The sequence below is a fragment of the Pontibacter litorisediminis genome (assembly GCF_029360645.1).
GTDB lineage: Bacteria > Bacteroidota > Bacteroidia > Cytophagales > Hymenobacteraceae > Pontibacter > Pontibacter litorisediminis.
Window position 1 is genome coordinate 149,349 of record NZ_JARDUA010000004.1, and the last position, 21,853, is coordinate 171,201.

18 protein-coding genes are annotated in these 21,853 nt (G+C 54.0%); 7 read left to right on the plus strand and 11 right to left on the minus strand.

Annotated features, from left to right (window positions below; genetic code table 11):
• Nucleotides 1-2: 2 nt before the first annotated feature.
• Entirely contained in the window at nucleotides 3-1,232 is a 1,230-nt protein-coding gene (gene gldJ, locus PXG97_RS14110; RefSeq protein WP_276498409.1) for a gliding motility lipoprotein GldJ, read from the minus strand.
• A gap of 63 nt (nucleotides 1,233-1,295) precedes the next feature.
• Entirely contained in the window at nucleotides 1,296-2,315 is a 1,020-nt protein-coding gene (locus PXG97_RS14115; protein WP_276498410.1) for a PorP/SprF family type IX secretion system membrane protein, read from the minus strand.
• A gap of 143 nt (nucleotides 2,316-2,458) precedes the next feature.
• Between PXG97_RS14115 and PXG97_RS14120 the strand changes: the two genes are divergently transcribed.
• Nucleotides 2,459-5,470, plus strand: coding sequence for an AsmA family protein (locus PXG97_RS14120; RefSeq protein WP_276498411.1), 3,012 nt, complete (start codon nucleotides 2,459-2,461; stop codon nucleotides 5,468-5,470).
• Nucleotides 5,471-5,652: 182 nt separating this feature from the next.
• Nucleotides 5,653-6,450 (plus strand): DUF4382 domain-containing protein, encoded by a 798-nt coding sequence (locus PXG97_RS14125; protein WP_276498412.1) that lies wholly within the window; start codon nucleotides 5,653-5,655, stop codon nucleotides 6,448-6,450.
• Nucleotides 6,451-6,623: 173 nt separating this feature from the next.
• Here the strand turns inward: PXG97_RS14125 and PXG97_RS14130 are convergent, their stop codons facing one another.
• The 3 genes from PXG97_RS14130 to PXG97_RS14140 form a co-directional block, all read right to left on the minus strand.
• A complete protein-coding gene (locus PXG97_RS14130; protein ID WP_276498413.1) occupies nucleotides 6,624-7,100 on the minus strand; it encodes a DinB family protein in 477 nt (158 codons plus the stop codon).
• A 5-nt stretch (nucleotides 7,101-7,105) separates the two neighbouring features.
• Entirely contained in the window at nucleotides 7,106-7,507 is a 402-nt protein-coding gene (locus PXG97_RS14135; RefSeq protein ID WP_276498415.1) for a DUF6970 domain-containing protein, read from the minus strand.
• Nucleotides 7,508-7,610: 103 nt separating this feature from the next.
• A complete protein-coding gene (locus PXG97_RS14140; RefSeq protein WP_276498416.1) occupies nucleotides 7,611-7,991 on the minus strand; it encodes a diacylglycerol kinase in 381 nt (126 codons plus the stop codon).
• A 113-nt stretch (nucleotides 7,992-8,104) separates the two neighbouring features.
• Here PXG97_RS14140 and msrA point away from each other — a divergent pair, with 113 nt between their 5' ends.
• Nucleotides 8,105-8,773 (plus strand): peptide-methionine (S)-S-oxide reductase MsrA, encoded by a 669-nt coding sequence (msrA, locus tag PXG97_RS14145; protein WP_276498417.1) that lies wholly within the window; start codon nucleotides 8,105-8,107, stop codon nucleotides 8,771-8,773.
• Between the two features lie 113 nt (nucleotides 8,774-8,886).
• Nucleotides 8,887-9,816 carry a hypothetical protein gene (locus PXG97_RS14150; protein ID WP_276498418.1) on the plus strand — a complete coding sequence of 310 codons (930 nt, stop codon included), beginning with the start codon at nucleotides 8,887-8,889 and terminating at the stop codon, nucleotides 9,814-9,816.
• A 2-nt stretch (nucleotides 9,817-9,818) separates the two neighbouring features.
• Here PXG97_RS14150 and PXG97_RS14155 read toward each other — a convergent pair whose 3' ends face one another.
• From PXG97_RS14155 to PXG97_RS14165, 3 genes are all read right to left on the minus strand, one after another.
• Nucleotides 9,819-10,130 (minus strand): peptide-methionine (R)-S-oxide reductase, encoded by a 312-nt coding sequence (locus tag PXG97_RS14155; protein ID WP_276498419.1) that lies wholly within the window; start codon nucleotides 10,128-10,130, stop codon nucleotides 9,819-9,821.
• 54 nt (nucleotides 10,131-10,184) lie between these two features.
• The gene (locus PXG97_RS14160) at nucleotides 10,185-10,583 is read right to left on the minus strand and encodes a methionine-R-sulfoxide reductase (protein WP_276498420.1); all 399 of its coding nucleotides are present in this window, start codon (nucleotides 10,581-10,583) and stop codon (nucleotides 10,185-10,187) included.
• An 80-nt stretch (nucleotides 10,584-10,663) separates the two neighbouring features.
• Nucleotides 10,664-11,440: an SDR family NAD(P)-dependent oxidoreductase gene (locus PXG97_RS14165; protein WP_276498421.1), complete on the minus strand. Its 777-nt coding sequence runs from the start codon at nucleotides 11,438-11,440 to the stop codon at nucleotides 10,664-10,666.
• A 301-nt stretch (nucleotides 11,441-11,741) separates the two neighbouring features.
• On the opposite strand from PXG97_RS14165, the gene PXG97_RS14170 reads away from it, so the two are divergent.
• The gene (locus tag PXG97_RS14170; protein WP_276498422.1) at nucleotides 11,742-12,182 is read left to right on the plus strand and encodes a hypothetical protein; all 441 of its coding nucleotides are present in this window, start codon (nucleotides 11,742-11,744) and stop codon (nucleotides 12,180-12,182) included.
• 135 nt (nucleotides 12,183-12,317) lie between these two features.
• Here PXG97_RS14170 and PXG97_RS14175 read toward each other — a convergent pair whose 3' ends face one another.
• The 3 genes from PXG97_RS14175 to PXG97_RS14185 form a co-directional block, all read right to left on the minus strand.
• Nucleotides 12,318-13,340 carry a hypothetical protein gene (locus PXG97_RS14175; protein WP_276498423.1) on the minus strand — a complete coding sequence of 341 codons (1,023 nt, stop codon included), beginning with the start codon at nucleotides 13,338-13,340 and terminating at the stop codon, nucleotides 12,318-12,320.
• 375 nt (nucleotides 13,341-13,715) lie between these two features.
• Nucleotides 13,716-15,113: a class II fumarate hydratase gene (gene fumC, locus PXG97_RS14180; protein WP_276498424.1), complete on the minus strand. Its 1,398-nt coding sequence runs from the start codon at nucleotides 15,111-15,113 to the stop codon at nucleotides 13,716-13,718.
• Between the two features lie 969 nt (nucleotides 15,114-16,082).
• Entirely contained in the window at nucleotides 16,083-16,799 is a 717-nt protein-coding gene (locus PXG97_RS14185; protein WP_276498426.1) for a hypothetical protein, read from the minus strand.
• A gap of 462 nt (nucleotides 16,800-17,261) precedes the next feature.
• Here PXG97_RS14185 and PXG97_RS14190 point away from each other — a divergent pair, with 462 nt between their 5' ends.
• Both PXG97_RS14190 and radA read left to right on the plus strand, forming a co-directional pair.
• The gene (locus PXG97_RS14190; protein WP_276498428.1) at nucleotides 17,262-20,180 is read left to right on the plus strand and encodes a CHASE domain-containing protein; all 2,919 of its coding nucleotides are present in this window, start codon (nucleotides 17,262-17,264) and stop codon (nucleotides 20,178-20,180) included.
• A 166-nt stretch (nucleotides 20,181-20,346) separates the two neighbouring features.
• Nucleotides 20,347-21,726 (plus strand): DNA repair protein RadA, encoded by a 1,380-nt coding sequence (gene radA, locus PXG97_RS14195; RefSeq protein WP_276498429.1) that lies wholly within the window; start codon nucleotides 20,347-20,349, stop codon nucleotides 21,724-21,726.
• The last annotated feature ends 127 nt before the right edge of the window (nucleotides 21,727-21,853 follow it).

Consider the following 21,853-nt stretch of genomic DNA (forward strand, 5'->3'; position numbering starts at 1 on the left):
TCTTACTTGTTAGATCCGGCGTTAATCATGGCGCAACGGAAACCGATGGTAGCTGTTGAGGAATCCTGGGCCATGAAGCGGCGCGTGCCAGGAGACAGCCAGTAAGCCACGTCTTTCCAGGAACCGCCTTTGTACACACGAACCTCATCGCTCACCAGCGAGTGGTATCCTTCGCTAGAGTCGTAATTGGTTGCCTCGTCCAGGAAGCCGTCACGACGGAACGGGTTCAGGTCTTCCACATCCTGGAAAGAAAGCGGGCGGTACACATCCTGCACCCACTCGTTCACGTTACCGGCCATGTTGTACAGACCGAAATCGTTCGGAGGATAAGCGTAGATGTAATCAGTGATCATGGCACCATCGTTCAGGGAACCTGCGATACCGGCGTAGTCACCGCGGCCACGCTTGAAGTTAGCCATGAACTTACCCATTTGCTTGCCATACGGGTTACGCACCTGGTGGCCATCCCAAGGGTAGAGACGGCGGTTGTTCTGGTTCTCGTCTTCAGTATACTGCGTGCCGATCATGGCCTGGGCTGCGTACTCCCACTCAGCCTCCGTTGGGAGACGGTAGTTCGGCAACACGTAGCCAGATTCGATAGAAGGCTTCTCTCCTTCAGTGGCTTCCTCACCGCCTCCGCGGCCAAACAAGCCTCTTCTTTTGCCACCGCCGCTAGCCTGCTGGGCAAGAATCTGGTTCACCTTGTTGGTACGCCATACAGCGAAGTCATTAGCCTGCAGCCAGCTCACACCCACTACCGGGAAGAAGCGGAAACCTGGGTAACGCAGGTAATACGTCACGTAAGGGTCGTTGAAAGACAGTTGCTGCGACCAAACAGTTGTATCTGGCAGGGCAGCCTGGTATACTTCCGGCAGCGAGTCGCGCTTCAGGTCGTGCAGGTACTCCAGCCAGTGGATGTTGGCCACCTCTGTTTCATCCATATAAAAAGAGGCCACCGTCACGGTGCGCTCCACGTTGTCGCGCGTCATGGCAATATCCTCCTCCATTGAGCCAAGCACCGTACGGCCACCCTCGATAAAGATCAGGCCCGGGCCCTGCGGGAACTCCGCATAATCGGCAACATCAAAAGCATCTTCATCTTCGCCGTATTCAGCGCCAGTGGCAGAGCTGTAAGCGCCTGGGTCTGTGCTGGTAGGCTGGCCACCCTTACCACAGGCAGTAAGCAGCATGCCTCCCACAACCGCAGCCGATAAATACTTGATTAACTTCATAAAATAGTACCTAATTAAGATAAGGTTCTTGTAACGTAGATTAATGTGCAATTATAAATAATATTAGAATGCCGGACAAACAATGCTTCTGTTAATTTTGCTGCTCAAGCGGCTTCTAAACAAATTGTTAAAGTCTACCCGTTCCAAAACAAGCGAAACCTCGTTCGTGCCGCCCATTTCCCTGCTTATTCCCTGCAGCCCCACATCATGGCTAAACCCAACCCTAAACTGCCTCAGCTGCAGGCCTGCCAATAGGGACAAGGATTGGTCTTGGTTAGTTCCCCCAACCACTGGTACTCCTTTATATATTATCCCAAACGTCAGGGGTGTGTATTTAGTATACAGGCCCAAATCTAATTTTTTAGAACTTTGCTGATGTATGAAGGTGGCGGTGGGCGTAAAGCTAAGCTCAAAAAACTGTCCTTGCTCTTCGTAGGAGCGGGCGTAAAATTTATACCCTGCGATGGCCGTAAAGCGCAGCGGCAGCTCAGTTTCCTGGTTCAGGTTATAGGTTGGCTGGTTCAGGTGCGCAGCGGTAAGCCCGGCCCAAAACTGATCGGAGTAAAGCAGGCCGCCCACGGTGAAGTCGATATAAGTGTTTGGGTTGAACTCGTTTACCTCTGCCGACCTCACGGCTACCATGCCGTTGTCTGAGAGCTGGTCTCCAAACACCAGGTTGTCGAAGTCCAGGTTGAGGCGGGCTATACTTGCCTGCAGGCCCGCCGACATGGCCCAGCTGTCGCTGATGTTGGTGTGGTAGGCATAGCCCAGCCCGGCCTGCAGTTTCTTTAGGCCGCCCACGCCGGCACGGTCCTGCTGCAGCAGCAGGCTGATTGCACTTTTCGAATCAGGCAGGCGCAGGTCGGCGGAGAGGGAGTTGGTGATAAAGGAGCCGTTGAGCGAGGGCCACTGCTTGCGGTGCGAGAGCCCCACGCCCCAGCTGTGGTCTAGTCCGGCAAAGGCCGGGTTCAGGTACAGGCGGTTGGCATACTGCTGCGTGTGCTGCACATCCTGGGCCATGGCAAGGGCGGCGCACAGGCAGGCGATGCACAGCAGCATTATCTTTTTTAAACCAGTGCCCATTCGTTACAATTTATGCTTTAAGATGCTGTTTAATTAAGTTACAAGCGTAGGCCTAGAACCAAAGTATAAAAACAGCACGATTTTAGCTATAAAATCTATAGCTTAGCTTTTACATCCGTAAACTACCAAAACTACTACGACTCATGAAAAAAGTAGCCATTGGCTTTTTTATCTTTCTGGCCCTGCTGCTCGCTGCGGCGGTGCTGGTGCCGGTTATCTTCAAGGACAAGATTAAACTTGCACTAGACCAGCAGATCGCAGAAAACATAGACGCGCAGGTGTTATACGAGACAGACGATGTGAGTTTGTCGCTGCTGCGCGATTTCCCGAACCTCTCGCTGGGCGTGGAGAACCTCACCGTGGTAGGCGTAGACTCCTTCGCCACCGACACCCTGGCCCGCATCCCCTCCTTCCGGATGGGGCTGAACCTGTTCAGCGTTTTCGGGGATGAGCTGAAGGTGAACTCCATCACCCTGGAAGAGCCGGTGATACGCCTGCTGGTGCTCAAGAGCGGCAAAGCCAACTGGGATATCATGAAGGAAGACACCACCGCCGCCGCAGAGACCGATACCACCGCCTCCGACTTTAACATGGCCATAAAAGGCTGGCAGGTAAACAACGGCACCATTTTCTACGACGACCTGAGCATTCCGTTTGGCTTTGCGGCCTATAACGTGCAGCACAGCGGCAGCGGCGATTTTGAGAAGGATGTATTCGATATGGAGTCAAAGACCACTGCCGAGCGCTTTGTGATGACGTACGACGGTGCCAATTACCTGGAGAACGCCCGCCTGAACGCCGACGTGACCATGGCCATGGACCTGAACCAGTCGCTGTATACATTTAAAGACAATAACATCCGCATCAATGAGTTCCCGTTCAAGTTTGATGGCACTATCTTGATGCCGGACGAGGCCATTGACTTTGACCTGACCTTTAGCGCGACCGAGACAGACTTCCGCAATGTGCTGTCGGTGGTGCCGGGCATGTACAGCGAGGAGTTCGAGAATATCAAAACAGAAGGCAAGCTGAGCTTTGACGGCTATTTCAAGGGCCGTATGATCGACACGCTGATGCCGGGCTATGGCGTGGATTTGAAGGTGATGGAGGGCTTCTTTAAGTATCCGGACCTGCCGGAGGCCGCCCGCAACATCAACGTAGACATGAGCGTGGCCAGCAAGGATGGCACGCCGCAGAACACCAACATCAACATCCGCCAGTTCCATATGGACCTGGGCAAGAACCCGATTGACGCCCGCGTAGTGATAAACGGCTTAGAGACGATGCAGGTGGACGGCAACGTGAAGGCAAACGTGGACCTGGCTGAGCTGACCAAAGTATACCCGGTGGAGGGCATGACCCTGCGCGGCCTGCTGAAGGTGGACGCCGATGCCAAGGGCACTTACTCTGAAACCAGTATGCCCGTGATCGATGCTGACCTGAACCTGACCAACGGCTATATCAAGTCCAAAGATTTCCCGGCGCCGATCCAGCACCTGAACATGGTGACGAACGTGCGCAACACTACCGGCAACACCGACGACACCCGCATCAACATCGAGCGCTTCAACATGAACCTAGACGGCGAGCCGCTGGAAGGGCGCATGCTCATTACAGGTATAGACAAACCGGCCTTCGACGGGCGCATCAAAGGAATACTGGACCTGACGAAGCTGACGAAAATCTTCCCGCAGGAGGGCATGACGGTGTCTGGCCGTATTACCGCCGATGTGGCTGCCAAAGGAAAGCTAAGCGACATCGAGGCCGAGAAGTATAACAACGTGACGGCAAACGGCACCATGGCCATCAATAACCTGAGCTATGTGAGCACCGATATGCCGCAGGGCATCAAGATCGCCAAGGCCAACGCCACGTTCAATAACGAGCGCGTGAACCTGCAGAACATGAGCGGCCACCTGGGCAAAAGCGATTTCCAGGCAAGCGGCACGGTGTCGAATTATATTGGCTATGCCCTGGCCGATGACCAGCCGCTGCGCGGTAGCTTCAACATCAACTCTAATAATTTCGATGTGAACGAGTGGATGGTGGATGATGATGGGGCCCCTGCCGATGCATCTACGGAGGGTGTGGTAGAGGTGCCGGCCAACCTCGACCTGGCGCTGAACATAGACGCCAGGCAGGTGCTGTACTCTAACCTGAAGCTGAACAATGTGAGCGGGCAGGTGCAGGTGAAGGACCAGGTGGCGAGGCTGAACAAAGTAACCTTCAACACCCTGGGCGGCACCTTTGCCACCAGCGGCAGCTACAGCACGCAGAACCTGCAGAAGCCGTTGTTCGACATGAAGCTGGACATCCAGAACCTGGGCTTCAAGGAAGCCTTTAGCTCCTTTAACACAGTGCAGGCCTTTGCCCCTATCGCGGCGCTGCTGGATGGGAAGTTCAGCACCAACTTCGCCTTTGCCGGTGAGCTTGGCCAGGATATGGTACCGGTTTTCCAGACGCTGGACGGCACGGGCGTGATAAAAGTGCTGCGTGCCGCCGTGCGTGATGTGCCGGTGGTGGAGAAGATCAGCAACCTAACCAACTTAAAGGAGCTGCAAAACTTTGTGATCGAGAACAAGATGATCGATGCCCAGATTGTGGATGGCAAGCTGGTGGTGAAGCCGTTTAACCTGAACATCGGGGACATTAACATGTCGGTGGGCGGAAGCACCGCCGCAAGTGGCAACATGGACTTTACCACTGCCCTGAACGTGCCAACTGGCAAAGTGGGGCAACAGCTCGGCTCCAAGCTGTCGGGCATACTGGGAGCCAACCAAAACCTGGTGAACACGGAGCGCGTGACGCTGAACCTGAGCGTAGGCGGCACCTTTAAGGACCCTAAGGTAGCGCTGGCGGGAGGTTCTGTAAAAGAGAAGGCTGCCGAAGTGGTAGAGAATGTGGTGCAGGAGAAACTGAACGTGGTGAAGCAGCAGGCCGATGCGCGCAAGCAGCAACTGCAGGATAGCGTAAACGCCGAGGTAGACCGCCGCAAGCAGGAGTTAGAGCGCAAAGCCCAGGAGGAACTGGAGAAGAAACGCCGGGAGGCGGAGCAGCAGATACAGAAGCAGGCCACCGATAAGGTGGGAGGCTTCCTGAAGCAGATCACCAAGCCGAAGACGACCACACCCGCGGATACCACCAAGAATCAGTAGCAAGTTTTTTAAAGTATAAAACCGCTGGGAAATCAGCGTTTTAGCATAAATCCAGCAGAAGAAGATGCTTCTGCTGGATTTTATTTTTTAAATGCTATATATTAAAGTGCAACTTTCCTCCGTTCAAGGATGTAAAAGGAGCTTTCCTGACAGCATAGTGTTTTAAACCAATGCAATTCAAAATGATGAAAAAGAAGTTTTTTCTCCCTTTACTGCTGAGCGGGTTGATAGGATTCAGCTCATGCGACAGCAACGACGACAACGGCACGGGCACTGCCCGCATGGAGGTGCGCATGACCGATGCCCCCGGCGACTATGAAGAGGTAAACGTGGAGATTAAGTCGGTGCAGATACACCGGGAAGAAGGTGATACAGAGGATGGCTGGGTAACGCTGGACGAAATCAACCCGGGCGTTTACAACCTGCTGGACTTTGCCAACGGCAGGGATACCTTGCTGGCCAGCGCGGAGCTGCCGGTGGGCCACATCTCCCAAATCAGGCTTGTGTTGGGCGATAACAACACGGTGAAGCTGAAGAACGGTGAGGTGATAAACCTGAAAACGCCAAGCGGCCAGACTTCTGGCCTAAAGCTGCAGCTTGATGCCCACCTGGAGGACGACGTGACTTACATGGTGCTGCTCGACTTCGACGCAGCCAGATCAGTGGTGCCGAAAGGCAACGGGGGCTATAACCTGAAACCGGTGATCCGTACCATCACGCAGGCCATTGCCGGTGGTATCAAGGGAACAGTAACTCCGGCAGAGTACAAGCCGGCCATTTACGTCATCTCTGCTGCCAACGATACCATAGGCGGTTATGCAAGCGACAACGGCGACTTCCTGATCAAAGGTGTGCCAGCCGGCACTTACAGAGTGGAGTTCATCACAGAGTATGGTGAGCACAACAAAACCGTCGAAAACGTGAGCGTGTCGCAGGACCAGATCAAGGATTTGGGCGTGGTAGTGCTGCCGCAGGAGTAGTATCCCGGACAAAAGACCATTTAACAAAGGACAAAAGAAAAGGAGCTTCTCTATTCGGGAAGCTCCTTTTCTTTGTTTTAGGGAAGGTGGGTTTACCCACCCTCGAACTCTCCCCGGAGGGAGCATTTATACTTGTTCTTTTGTCCTTTGTCTAAAAGTCCTTCGTCAAATACCTAATAGACCTGCCCCATCAGCTCGCGCACGTAGGTCACGTAGTCGGTGTTGGGAGGGGTGTGGCCGTTCTTGCGCAGGTCGGTGGCAACCTGGGCGCGGTGGTACGTGGCGTGGTTAAAGGCGTGCGTCAGGATGTCTAGCACGCGGGTGCTGTACTTGTGGCCCTGGCTGTTGGTGTAGTCGATCAGGCGGTTGAACTCGGCTTCGTCTGAGTCAGCTACCAGTTCAGCGATTTTATAAGATGCATACTCGTGCAGTTTCTTCAGTTCTTCCAGCGTGTGCTCCTGCCATACTTTAACAGGGCTCTCAGTGCCAGTGATGCGGGCGATCCAAATGGCCTGGGCGTTCAGGGCGTGGCTGAACAGGCGGGCTGCGTTGGCGGGCACCTCAGGCAGGCTGCTGAATACATCCAGCATCGTCTTGTTTGCCCAGATATTATACTCTGATAGGTTTTTCAGTACGTCGTTTCCGGTCATGATTGTTAACTTTCTCTATTATCTTCCCAAACTAAAGTCTCGTTGTGGCGCTGCTCAAAAAAGTCGGGGCAACGGCCGTCTCCCCTCCCTGTTATGCCGCCGTCGGGCTCACAAAGTATGTTTCCCTGGGCGTCGAACAGCTGGCCCGGCACATCGCAGCAGCGGCCGGTGAGGTAGTATACCTCCTGCCCCAGGTACGTGTAGCGGTAGATCTTGGCCGGCGGGTTAGATGGCTCCTCCAGCTTCAGCTCCCCGATCAGCTTGGTAAGCCAGGAAGGGTTTTCCTGCGTGGCCGCCGCGGCTGTTGAGCTGCTGCCAGGTGAGCAGGCCGTGACAGTGATGGCCACGGCAAGTGCCGCAACCCATACGCTGACTCTGGCCAGCAGGCTGTGTCGGTTTTTTCTCATAGGCGGCGCAAGTTATTCATTTTTGCTGAAGGATCGTATGTCGCGACATTGGTTTGTGCATGAAATGCGGCGGAAAGGGTAACTTATACTTACGGATGCGCGCCTAAAAGTATACTTCGGCAAGCGCGAGCAGGTACGGCAGGAAGATGATGGTGCCGATAACGGCCGCTGCCATGGCGGCTACCAGCACGGCGCCCGCGGCCAGGTCCTTGGCTTTCCCGGCCAGCTGATGGAACTCCGGGGACACCAGGTTCACCACGGTCTCGATGGCCGTGTTCAGAATCTCTGCCGTTATCACCAGGCCCATGCTCCCCACGAGCAGGCACCACTCTGTTTTAGTGACACCCAAGGCCAGCCCCAGCCCCACCACGCCCAGTGCCGACAGGATGTGCAGGCGCATGTGCGGCTCCGAGCGCACGGCGGCGTTTATCCCCCGGAAGGCAAACTTAAAGCTGTTGTAACGTTTCTTAAAGTAGGTGCGCATTTGTACCAAGGCTTACGGCAGACTAAGTTAACGGGGTTTTGCGAAAGAGCGTGCACCTGTGGCTGATCTTTGCCTGTGGCCTGTCCAGAAAAGAGAAATAAAGTATAAAATATATGGCCCTTCCAGCGCTTGATGCACAAGTACCCGAAAGAACAGAGACAGCCACCCTTGCGATGGGCTGTTTCTGGCGCCCCGATGCGCTTTTCGGAAGTATAAACGGGGTGATTAGCACGAGGGTAGGCTACGCGAGCGGCAACACGGACAATCCATCCTACTGGCAACTGGCAGACCACATCGAAAGCGTGCAGCTGGAGTATGACCCCGCTATAGTTAGTTATGAGCACCTGCTGCAGGTGTTCTTCTCCAGCCACACCCCCACCCGCACGCCCTGGAAGCGGCAGTATGCCTCCGCCATGTTTTACCACAGCCCCGACCAGGAGAGGCAGGCACACCAGGCAAAGGAGCAGCTGGAGGCAAGGGCCGGGCAAAACGTGTTTACGGAGATAGGCCCGTACAAAGATTTTTACCTGGCCGAGGCGCGCCACCAAAAGTATAAGCTGCAGCGGCAGCCAGCGCTGTGGGTGGAGTTTGAGGAGATGTACCCAGACTTCAATGACCGCATCAGCTCCACGGCTGCAGCAAGGGCAAACGCCTGCCTGTATGGCTACGTCAGCAGAAAAGGGCTGGAAAAGGTAATCGGCAGCCTCGGCTTGTCGCCTGCTGCACAGCGGGTGCTGCTCCAAAAGGCCGCTGCGCCTGCATTCATCAGCTGTGGGGGGTAAGCAACTGTAGCCTGAAAATCAAAGTATAATATCTGCTTGCTTTATAACTAAATATTTAGTTTATTAACGATAAGTTTAGTTTATACTTCTGTCTCCTTTAAAAGCAAACTTACATGAAAAAGCCGTCTTACATCGCGCTCGTGCTCCTTAGTGGCCTCCTATGCTCCTGCGCAAAAGATCTCTGCAACAGGCCGGTAACGATAGACAGAGTCGAGTTTACGAACAAGGCCGGTGAAAAGTATGACGAACAGTTCGGGCGGGTGAACAGCTGGTTTCTGCAGAAGATAAAGGCCCTGGAGACGGAGAAGCAGACCTTTCGGATTGATACGGTTGCCAAAAAACGCCACCACAAGTATAACCATACCTTGGTTGCCTCTCTGGAGGAACTGGAGGTGGATGACCGGCCGGGGCTGTACTACCAGCTGTACCTGAGGCCCAACAGCGGGATCGGGAAAATAAAAGGCCAGGTGCAGCACGACATCTACAACGAGCTAAAGCTTTATTCGCCGGAGCGTTCTTTCCTGAGCCATGGGCAGCAGTTTTACTCCGACAGCCTGGTGGCAGGGCCTTTTGCCAAGGTGATGCGGGTACAGGAGTTGCTGGAGCCTCTGAATGTAAGTGAGCCGGACATGCCCAGCTTCTCTATCGACAGCATTCGCTTTCCGAAGAGCTTTAAAAAGCGGCACAGGGAGTACATCACTAAACTGATGAATAACTCGATTGTGCTGATGCAGGAGCGGAATGCCGGCAGCAAGCTGAAACAAGGGATGCGCTTCAACTATCACCCTAACTTCAAGGCCAAGGAAAAAAAGGTGTCGGCCACCTATACTCTAAACCTGCAAGTTGCGGAGGACCCTGTGGCAAACAAGATCACAGTGCACATCAGCAGCCCCGGCTATACCCCGGAAAGGTGGCAATCCACGAAAGCTTCCTTTAACCGGAGAGACTTCTTAAAAGGGCACACCTACGAGGCGAATCATTCGCTCCGCTTGCTGGCTCCCTCCTTTCTGAGCAGCCTTTACTACGCCAAACGGTTAAAATAACGTTACTCCGGCTGTAGCTTTATGGCAGCTGCGTTAATGCAGTAGCGCACCTTGGTGGGGGTGCGGGCATCCTCAAAGAGGTGGCCCAGGTGCTGCCTGCACTGGTGGCAGAGCAACTGTGTGCGGTGCCGGCCATAGGTGTCGAGCGGCTGGTGCTGCACGTTCTCCCCCACCTGCGCCCAGAAGCTGGGGAAGCCGGAGCCAACCTCGAACTTTTTGCTGGCCTCGAAAAGCACCGCTCCGCAGCGCGAGCAAGTATACACCCCTTCCTCCTGCTGCCGTTCTGCCGGGTCTATCTTCTGGTTCCGGACCATGAGTTTATACTTTGTAACAGCAGCGGCGGCCTTTCTGAAGCCGCCGCCCCAATGCTATTGCTTTTCCAGGTCGTCCACAGGCACAAACTTCATCGACAGCGAGTTCACGCAGTGGCGGATGTTCTTCGGCGTCAGGTATTCCCCCTCAAACACGTGGCCCAGGTGCCCCCCGCAGTTGGCGCAGACAATCTCGGTGCGGCGGCCGTCCGGGTCGGGCACGCGCTTCACGGCCCCGGTTATCTCGTCGTCGAAGCTGGGCCAGCCGCAGTGCGACTCAAATTTATACTCTGAGGTATACAGTGGGGCGTTGCAGCGGCGGCACACGTATACGCCTTCCGCCTTGTTGTGCTCATACTCCCCGGTGCCGGGGTACTCGGTGCCCTTGTGCACAATAATGCGTTCTTCTTCTGGTGTCAGCTTGTTGTACTCGGATGGTTCTTTCGCTATTTTCATGAGGTTTTTCGTTGTGGTAAGGTATCTTCTGTACTGATAAACAAAATAGGCGCCACAGGGTTTAGGAGCTTCTACAAGGCTTACGCCCCCTGCCCTACATGCTGCGAGAGGCCGCCGTCCATAAAGTAGCTGGAGCCGGTCACATAGTCCGAGTCCGGCGATGCCAGAAAGAGGGCCACTTTGGCGATCTCCTCGGGCTTGCCTGCCCGTTTCATCGGGATGTTCTGCTCGCTCTCCCGGCGGGCCTCCTTGTCATCCACGGCTTTCTGGTTCATGGGCGTCAGGATCATGCCGGGGCAGATGTTGTTCACGTTGATGCCGTCTTCCGCCAGTTCTAGTGCCAGGGTGCGGGTCAGGTTGCGTACGGCGGCCTTCGAGGCGCAGTAGTCTGCCGTGCCAGCCGAAACGATCTCCTCGTGCACGGAAGACACATTGATGATCTTGCCCTTGCCGCCTTTTTGCTTGCGGTGCCTGATAAAGGCGCGGGAGCAGAAGAAGGTGCCGTAGAGGTTGGTGCGTATGGTGCGGTCGAAAACCTCGGTGTCCATGTCGGCCACGTTAATACCCGAGCCGTTTACCGCTGCGTTGTTCACCAGTATATCGATGGCGCCGAACTCTTTCAGGGCCTGCTCAAACAGCTGCTCCACGTTCTGCTCGTCGCTTATGTCTACCTGCAGCACAAGCCCTTTCCTGCCCTGCTTCTCTACTTTCCGGAGCGTTTCTTCGGCACCTTCCCTGTCTGAGTGGTAGCAGATAACAACGTCTGCCCCTTCTTTGGCATATTCAACTGCGGTGGCCTGGCCTATGCCTGAGTCAGAGCCGGTGATCAAAGCGGTCTTGCCTTTAAGTTTGTCCATAGTTCTGTGGTTTGGTGTAGTAACCGCCTTCTGTGCAAGCAAACCAGAAAGCTTTAGGTACTCATACTGCCTGTGCTGCCTAATGGTTTGGGGCCGAAAGGGTTAGGGAGGTGTTAAAAAAATTATACCAATCAAATAATATTTAGGGGTGAATGAAGAACAAGAGCAGAGGGAGCTTCGTTTTTATACAGTACAAGCAATAAATCAATATAGATGAGTTGGTGGATGAGCGGGCAACCAAATGGCTGCCCGAGGGGGATGATCCTTTTATATTATTTATTCATATCTAAAGTTTAACGCTATGAGCTCTTACACTTCCTTTTTTAGCAATTTATTTGGCCTTAAGGATCAACCTTCAGGAGCCAGAGAACCACGACGGGTAATAGTTACCTCTTCTTCGCAGCCAGAGGTGCTGCAGAAAGTAATGCGGGAAGAGAAGCTATCCCACGGGGAGACGGTGATGGCGAACTTGTCTCCTGTGCGCCTTGAAAAGAGCCGGGGTAAGATGGTGCTGTACTTTTGCCCCATGAAATCGATAGAGGTGCTGGATACGCTTACCGCCGGCGACGGAGGAAGCATCCCTGGCCAGGTAACGGTAGAGGGCTTGTCTATACCCAGAGAACTGAAGGAAGGGTTGTACACGCTCAAGAACGTGACGGTGACTTCCAACGGCACCATGCAGGTAAGGGCAACCGATAAAACCGAGTGGAAAGCCAACCACTCTAACCTGTACAGCTGGTAAGGTACAGTAAATTTAAGTTGACCCGAAAAGAGACGCATGAAAAGCAGGCGAAGCCTGATCAGAACATATTTTTAATAGCTTAGCAAAGAGAAAAGCAGCCTCAAGCGAAGCTGCTTTTCTCTTTGTAAAGTAGTTCTATAGCTCCTCGAGCTTCAATGGATAATCCGTACATCTTGCCTCTACCACTTTAAAGCTGCCGTACTGCTTCTTGATGGACGCTGATCTGTCTGCCTTAGTCGGTATTATTTGCTTTTCTTTGTGGTTTGTCTCAATAGTCAGGGCTTTACCCAGGGAGGCCCGGCTCGCTTTGGAGAGTTTGAACATGGTACCTGGCTTCATGCCTTTTGCTGAGAACAGCACCTCGCTAGCTTCCCCTGCACTAGATGTTACCGTTACATTAGCAGGTTTGTCGCCGGTGTACTGTAGCCATAAAGTATGCACGTCGTAGTAGCGCACGTCATCACGCATGCCCTGGCCTTCCACGCAAAGCTGCAGCCGTGATACAGCGCCCGAGCCCACTTTTTTGCGCTCCGCCCCAAATGTAACGATGGCTTTAGTCACGGCCGGCACGTTGTCGAAACTGACAAACACAGTCTGGTTCTTGCCCCTTGGAGGAATCTCCTGTTGGTCTAGTAGTTGGCCCGCGGCGCTGAAAAGCTCCACTTTAGAACCTCTGTCCTCCTCGGCTATATCTGTAAAAACCATGGTCTTCATGGTAACAGATCCTACAGGCGAAAAGTCGAGATTAAGACGCCCACCTTCTCGGTTAGCTTTTTGGCCCGACACATCGCTAACTGTCAATAAGCCGCTCATACCCATGATGTTGGCATCAAAATTATTTACTAAATCAGTGGCCGGGTCATGTGCATCAAGTAATATGGCTGGTGTTTCCTGCAGGTACTTGCCGTTGTGCCCTCTTCGCTGGGCCGTAACCGTCATCACAGCACCGTCTTCCTCTACTATGTTTACGTTACGCGGAAGCTCTCCAGCGCCAAAGTGCCGCACTAAATTACAAGTGGTAGGGTCGTACCCAATAAGGTCAGCTTCTTTCGAGGCTTTCATGGGTTCCACCAGCTCCTGCTCTTCCTGGCGGTCACAAGCAAATAAGAAAATGCCGGCAAAGGCAACTGCAAGGGTTTTTGTACTGATTGTTTTCATATAGTGAAATGTAAAATAGAAATAAATAGCACTGATGCGGGCGCAGGAGTTATACTTCCAACTCAAGCAAATTGGATTTTTTGTTAATGCCTATGCCTTCTTGTTAATGTGTTGATTTATTCGTGGCTGATGCTCTATGAAGTTAGGGTGGCAAAATATTGTCTGCTTTGGGTACGCATATGGGTTGAAAACCGTTTTGATTTTTGTGCTATAAATTTTGATTAGTCTCAGAAGAGGAGAGGGACGTATGCAGGGGTGGGTTTTTGGGAAATATGCTTTATCAGGGAAAGGCACTGCAGGAGGGGGTGCTGTAAGTATCAACAAAAAAAGCAGCCCCTTCCGGAGCTGCTTTTCTTTAGCTGCTAAAGTATAAACTTATTTCTTCAGGCTGCCGATCATATCCTCCGGGCGTACCCACTCGTCGTACTGCTCGTTAGTGAGCAGGCCAAGGGCGATAGCGGCCTGGCGAAGGGTAGTACCCTCTTTGTGTGCTTTCTTCGCAATTTTGGCAGCGTTGTCGTAGCCGATGTGCGGGTTCAGGGCCGTTACCAGCATCAGTGAGTTCTCCAGATTCTCCTTAATGCGGGCCGTGTTGGGCTCGATGCCTACCGCGCAGTGCTTGTCGAACGAGTCGCAGGCGTCGCCGATCAGTTGGGCGCTCATCAGCAGGTTGTAGATCATCACCGGCTTAAACACGTTCAGCTCGAAGTGTCCGTTCATGCCCCCCACTGTGATAGCCACATCGTTGCCGATCACCTGCGCGCAAACCATGGTCATGGCCTCGGCCTGCGTTGGGTTTACCTTACCCGGCATGATAGAGGAACCCGGCTCGTTTTCCGGGATCAGGATCTCAGCGATACCGGAGCGCGGGCCGGAAGCCAGCAAACGGATGTCGTTGGCGATCTTCATCAACGATACTGCCAGCTGCTTCAGCGCGCCGGAAGTTTCTACCATGGCATCGTGTGCGGCCAGCGCCTCAAACTTGTTAGGAGCCGTGCGGAACTCATGGCCGGCATACTTCGAGATCTTCTCAGCTACCAGCTCAGCGTAGCCAGCCGGTGTGTTCAGGCCTGTGCCTACGGCAGAGCCGCCCAGCGCCAGGTCCTTCAGGTGGTCCAGCGTGTTCTCCAAGGCTTTCATGCCGTACTCCAGCTGCTTCACGTAGCCGGAAAGCTCCTGGCCCAGTGTCAGCGGGGTAGCGTCCATCAAGTGGGTGCGGCCAATCTTCACCACATCCATAAACTCCTCAGACTTGGCCTTTAGCGTATCGTGCAGCTTTTTCACCATCGGCAGCGTGTGCTCCACCACTTTCTTATAGGCGGCAATGTGCATGGCTGTCGGGAACGTATCATTCGAAGACTGCGACTTGTTCACGTCATCGTTCGGGTGGATCTTCTTTTTCTCATCCATCAGCTCGCCACCCAGCAGTACATGCGCCCGGTTCGCCACCACCTCGTTCACGTTCATGTTCGATTGGGTGCCCGAACCGGTCTGCCACACCACCAGCGGAAACTGGTCGTTCAGCTTGCCTTCCAGAATCTCATCGCAAACCTGAGAAATAATGTCAGCTTTATCCTGTGCCAACACGCCCAGCTCTGCGTTAGCCTGTGCCGCCGATTTTTTAAGTATAGCGAAGGCCTCAATCACCTCCTGCGGCATGTGCTGGCCACCGATCGTGAAGTTTTCTTTGGAGCGCTGAGTTTGTGCGCCCCAGTATTTGTCTGCAGGCACCTCAATCGGGCCCATCGTGTCTTTCTCTACGCGAACTTGCATATCGTTTCTATACTAAGGTTAAAAGGATTATCTGTACGTGGCAAAGCTATAAAATATTCTGAAAAGAGACTTTTAGGGGAAAGAGTTTTCTCAGAGCGCCAATAAGCCTGCTTTGCCAGCCATCAAGGTCGTATCCACCCCTACCCCTCAGCGCTGCGCACGCTGACATTAAACGCGGGTTTGCAGGGAGCCTAGGAAGGGAGTTCTGTAATTGCTTTGGCTAAGTATACGTTTCGTGGCTGCTGGTATTTACCACTTGTCCCTAAAGCATAAACCTACCCCTAGAGAGTTACACTCGCTAGCTCAAAGCTCTCGTTTTAGCTAGTTCAAATGAGCAAAACTCTGCCGTACCGGATCCAACCACCCCTGCCCCTCCTTAGCCAAGGGGGGGCTACACTTATTCCATAGCAAAGGCCGTGGCTATCAAATCTGATCCCAGTCTTTGGGTTGAGCGTCTTCTAGATTTCCGGTGACGAGCCGGAGGCGAGGCAGCCCGAGGCACGAGGGCAGGAAATGTAGGCAGCGCGATGCCCTTATCGAGGGCCCCTACCCCCAGGACGAGCCCTCTGGGGCTGGAGAGCAGAAAGCCAGAGATGCAACAATTCAGGTTGTAAGACTGAGGATGAACAGGGGCTAGTAAGTATAGCTTGGGTCAAGAGGAAAGAAGCAGTAGCAATAGGGAAGCACGAGCTACAAGATGACGCTAGCGGGGATAGCTATGAAGGGCACCAGCGGACGCTGGTGCCAGCAGAAGTATGAAGTATAACCAAAGCAAGTATGGCTTTTCTGTACACTCGAATTATAAATCTGAGTGTATAGAAAGGAACGGGTTGCAAACCCGCGCCAGCAAAGGGCGGAACAGAGGCAAGTATCAAGTATAAAGTAGAGCTTACGCGGATCTGAAAATCCGCAGCAGAGAAGTGTCGGACAAGGACGTCCGAAACAGTGGGAATGGCCTGAGCATCTCCCCTATCGTATCACCCGCTGCCCGGACTTCTCTGCAAGCAAGGCAATCATCTCTAGCTGCACCGGTTTTAGGTAGGTTGTGTTCAGGTTGGTGTTATCGGTAAAAGTTACCAGGTACTCCCCCTCCGCGCCCAGGTAGTGGATACTCGCGATCTCGTTCATGGTATAGGTGCGGCGCTCCTGCAGCAGGTTTGTGATCTCGATGCTGCTTTCGCCAATGTCCACATGCCAGCGCATGGCGTACCAGGCCACTACACCCGAAAGCACCAGCATTACCGCCAGCAGGATGTTGTAGACGCGGTTTGACTTATGCCCTTCCAGGCGCACCATATACCTCTTGTAAAGCTCATACTCCTGGCCCAGCAACGGGCTTTGGACAAGGCGCAGCGGAATCACAGCCAGCGTAAGCCCCAGCAACAGGCCAGGAGCAAAAAATGCCCTGAAGTTAGGCGTAAGCACGTGCAGGTGCTCCTTAGAAGCATGTATGATGCTGGAAACCATGGCCAGCACGCCGGAGCTGAAAACCGCCAGCACAAGGGCAAAAAAGAAGTAGGCTACCGTCAGTCGCAGCTCCTGCTTCTGCATATACTTCAGCTCGTCGGCCGTCATGTCCTCCTGGTGCTCTGCAGGCGAGAGGCGGCGCAGCGCATAACGAACAACCGGCAACAGCACGGCAACGGCAAAAAAGGCGATCAGCAGGCTTTTAAGTATCTCAAGCATGGGGTAAGCGATTATGAGGCAAAGGTAACACCCTAATCCTCAATTTCCGATACTGCAGCGCCCGAAGGTGCAGATGGCTGCGGCCACCCCTTATACTACGCTCCGGGCAAAACAAAAGGCAAGGCAGCTGAAGAACTGCGGCTAAAAGAGCGTTTAACAAGTATAGCCTCCCTCTTTGTAACGTGGCCCCGGCTAAATCCGGCGTTCGGCTTTGTTTGCAGCCGCTGCACTGGGAAACTGTTTTTGATGGGGGCAGCATAAAAAAGTACTATCAGCAGGCTCCTAAGCAGCAGAAAACTTTGTAGGTCTTACAGCTCTTTTTGGAGCTCTTTTGCCTGATACGGTTGAACTTTTATGTTGCCAGATGGCTTAGAAATTTATACATTTGAAGAGGAACACTCTATACTAGGTTGCTTAAAGGAATGGCTTTGCCAGTAGCGGCCCGGTATTAACGAAGAACACATGAAACTTGCCAAGCTGGCTTCTTTTATAAGGGATTACTTCATAGCGATCTTCTCCTTTCTGCTCATTTTTCTGCTCACACTCTTTACGTACACGGAAACAAAGAAAAAGACAGCGGAGCGGAGCGCTAAGTTGTTTAACATGCGCACGGAGCAGGTGACTGAGGCTGTCAACAAGCGCATGCATGATTATATCCAGATCCTGGTCGGGGGCAAGGCTATGTTCGTCGCCTCTGACACCGTGACCCGGCAGGACTGGAGCAACTACTACAAAGCCCTGAAGTTGCAGGAGAACTACCCAGGGCTACAAGGCTTTGGCTACACGCACGTGGTATGGCCCCATGAGGTAGAGCAGCATGAGCAGCAGATCCGTCGCGAAGGGTACGAGAACTACCGCATCACGCCTGAAGGCAAGCGCGACCTCTATACAGCCATTGTTTTCCTGGAGCCTTTCAGCGACCGCAACCTGCGTGCCTTTGGGTATGACATGTATAGCGAGCCGGTGCGCCAGTCGGCCATGCGCATTGCCCGCGACACCCGCCAGCCTACCCTGTCGGGTAAAGTACGCCTGGTGCAGGAGACGGGCCAGGACGAGCAGGCAGGTTTCCTGATCTACCTCCCTATTTACCAGGACAACGCTGAGCCGGAGTCTATCAAGGAGCGGCAGCGCCTGATACAGGGTTTCGTGTACAGTCCGTTCCGCGCCAAAGACCTGATGAAGTCCGTGTTAACCGAAGGATTCGAGGACATTGACGTAGAGATCTATGATGGTGCCGAGCCATCGGAGGCCAGTTTGCTCTTTAGCTCCAGCCCTGAGCTATACTATAACCACACCGACCGGGAACACGCCGAGCTGAGCACGATCACGATCGGCAACCATACTTGGCGGGTATTTGTGTCGGCGAAGGATGACTTTGGCCGCAGCGCCGACTCGGAGCTGCCATACTTTATCCTCCTGGGGGGCAGTATCATCAGCCTGCTCATGTTTTTCATCATTTGGTCGCTGACCAACACACGGCGCTCCAACACCCTGAAGCAGACGATCACCGACAACGCCACCGCGGCCTTGTTCATCCTCAACTCAAAAGGCTGCTGCACATTTATGAACCCTGCCGCAGAGGAAATGACAGGCTATACCTTTGAGGAGATGCGCAAAAAGTCGCTGCACGAGATGGTGCACTACAAGCACCTGGACGGCTCGCCTTTTCCGGCCGAGGCCTGCCCAATGCACGATTCACTTTCGTCGAACCAGGGCCTACGGGATTACGAGGATGTGTTTATTCGCAAGGATGGCAGCTTCTTTAACGTGTCCTGCTCGGTGCAGCCTATGGTGGGGAGAGACAGCGGCAACTATGCTATCGTAGAGGTGCGCGACATCACGGATGAGAAACAGGCGCAGCAGGCTATCATCGAGAGTGAGGCCCGCTTCCGCACCATGGCCGATAGTGCTCCGGTAATGATCAAGATCATGGACGACGCAGCCAACTTCCTGTACGTGAACAAGCAGTGGCTCGACTTCACCGGCTATACTTTTGAGGAGGTGATTGACATGAGCTGGAAAGACGTGGTGCACCCGGATGACATAGAGCGTAAGGAAACGGTTACTCTGCAGGCAATAAAAGATCACAGCCCGTTCCGCCTGGAGTTCAGGATGCGCCGCTTTGATGGGGAGTACCGTTGGGTAATGGCCACCAACACGCCCCGCTTTGGGGCAAACGACGACTTCCAGGGGTACATAGGCTCTTTGATTGACATTACGGAGATAAAAGAGGCCGAGCGCAAGGTGAAGCAGAATGCAGAGCTGCTGCAGAAGCTGTTTCTGGAGGTGCCGGCAGTGGTGGGCCTGGTAAGGGCCTCCGACTACCAGTATGTACTGGCTAACCCGGAGTACCGCAGGCTGTACGGCAACCGCCCGCTGGTGGGCAAAACTATTTACGAGGCCCACTCCGAGGAAGAAGGCCAGGGCTTTTTCGAAAGGCTGGAAGAGGTGCTGGAGACGGGGGTGCCGTTTGTAGGCAACGAAGTGCCTACGGTGATACATCACAAAAATAGCGGTGAGATCATTTACGGCTACTTTAACCTGGTGTACCAGCCGCTGATAGACGCCAGCGGTAAAGTTGAGGCCGTGCTGCTGTTTGCCGTGGAAGTGACGGAGCTCGTGAATGCCCGGAAAGCCCTGGTGCTGACCAATGAGGAGCTAAGCGGCAAGAACAACGAACTGCTCCGCATCAACAACGACCTCGACAACTTTGTGTACACGGCTTCCCATGACCTGAAGTCGCCGATTGCCAACATGGAGGGGCTGGTTACCCTGCTGCGCGATATCCTGCAAGGCAAGCTGAACACCGAGGACATGCAGGTGCTGGACATGGTGCAGAACTCCATTAACAAGCTGAAGGGCACCATCGCTGACCTGGCCGAGATCACCAAGGTGCAGAAGGAACTGCAGTCGGCAGCAGAACCGCTCTCTTTTGAGCACATGCTGCACGACATACAAGCCGATCTGGAGGAGCCTATGAAAGAGACTGGCGCTGTGTTGCAGATTGATTTGCAGGTGGGAAGCATCATGTACGCCCGCAAGAACCTGCGCAGCATCATCTATAACCTGCTAAGCAACGCCATCAAGTATAAGTCACCCGACCGTAAACCGGAGATCCGCCTGAAAACCTACGAGGAAGGCGACTATGTGGTGCTGGAGGTGCAGGATAACGGACTCGGCATCAAAAAAGAGCAGCAGCACAAGCTGTTTACTATGTTCAAGCGCCTGCACACGCACGTGGAGGGCACGGGTATCGGGCTTTACATCGTGAAGCGCATCATCGAGAACAACGGTGGCAAAATTGAGGTGAGCAGCGAGCTGGGCAAAGGCACCACCTTTAAAATATACTTCAGGCAACTGCCCGTAGTGCAGGAAGTATAGGATGATGATTTAAAGGGTATGAGGAAATCTAAAGAAAGCTCATGCCGCATTCACTCCTGTAAGATTCAGGCCATCACACCTGCGAACTGACCCTGCTGCGGCGCGGTTTTGTTTAGCTAGGCAGTCCCTTCAAAAACTAACAACGAGTAACGAACAACGACATTTAATGGCTAAGATAAAAACATCCTACTTCTGCCAGAACTGTGGCGCCCAATCGGCCAAGTGGATTGGCAAGTGCCCGGCCTGCGGCGAGTGGAACACCTATGTGGAGGAAGTGGTGCAGCGCGAGGAGGTAACCCCTACCTCTGCCTGGAAGGTTGGCAGCAGCACGGCGCAGGTGTCCAACAAGCCCAAGCCCATCGCGGATATCAGCTACCAGGAGCAGCAGCGCATTGTAACGCAGGACCAGGAGCTGAACCGCGTGCTGGGGGGCGGCATTGTGCCGGGCTCCATGGTGCTGATCGGTGGCGAGCCGGGGATCGGCAAAAGTACCCTGATGCTGCAGATCGCCCTGAGCCTGCGTGGCCTGAAGGTGCTCTACGTGAGCGGTGAGGAGAGCGAGCAGCAGATAAAGATGCGTGCCGAGCGGCTCATGTCCCAAACCTCCGACTGCTTTATACTTACCGAGACGGGCACGCAAAACATTTTTAAGCAGGTGGAGCTGGTACGGCCGCAGGTGCTCATCATCGACTCCATCCAGACCCTCCACTCCTCTTTTATAGAGGCCGGCGCGGGCAGCGTGAGCCAGGTGCGCGAGTGCACGGCCGAGCTGCTGAAGTTCGCCAAGGAGAGCGGCACACCGGTGTTCCTGATCGGCCACATCACCAAGGAGGGCAACCTGGCCGGGCCAAAGATACTGGAGCACATGGTGGACACGGTGCTGCAGTTTGAGGGCGACCGCCACATGACCTACCGCATCCTGCGCACCACCAAGAACCGCTTCGGCTCTACCTCCGAGCTGGGCATTTACGAGATGATGGGCTCCGGCCTTCGGGAGGTGAGCAACCCTTCGGAGATCCTGATTTCGCAGCGCGAGGATGCCTTTAGCGGCATAAGTATAGGGGCCACATTGGAAGGCAACCGCCCGCTGCTGATAGAGGTGCAGAGCTTGGTAAGCCCTGCTACCTATGGCACGCCCCAGCGTACCAGCACCGGCTTCGACGCCAAGCGCCTGAACATGCTGCTGGCCGTGCTGGAGAAGCGCGGGGGCTACCGCCTCGGGGCACAGGACGTGTTCCTGAACATTGCCGGTGGCCTGAAGGTGGAAGACCCAGCGCTGGACCTGGCGGTTTGCGCCTCTATTCTCTCTTCTTTCGAGGACATGCCAATTTCCAACACCGCCTGCTTTGCCGCTGAGGTAGGGCTTGGCGGCGAGGTGCGCGCCGTAAACCGCGTGGAGAACCGCATCACAGAGGCCGAGAAGCTGGGCTTTACCGATATCTACATCTCCAAGTATAACAAGAAAGGCGTGGACCTGAGTAAGTTCTCCATTAACATACACGCTTACGGTCGCTTAGAAGAGGTTTTTGCCAGTTTGTTTGGATAAGCCCTTTTATCAAGTATGAATTAGAATATTTCTTAGTTGCTAAGGCAAAGGGCGCAGGTATGTTTACCTGCGCTTTTTTTGTGTTGTTTTGGGGCAGAAGCTACCGGTTGGCAAAACATGAGGCCAG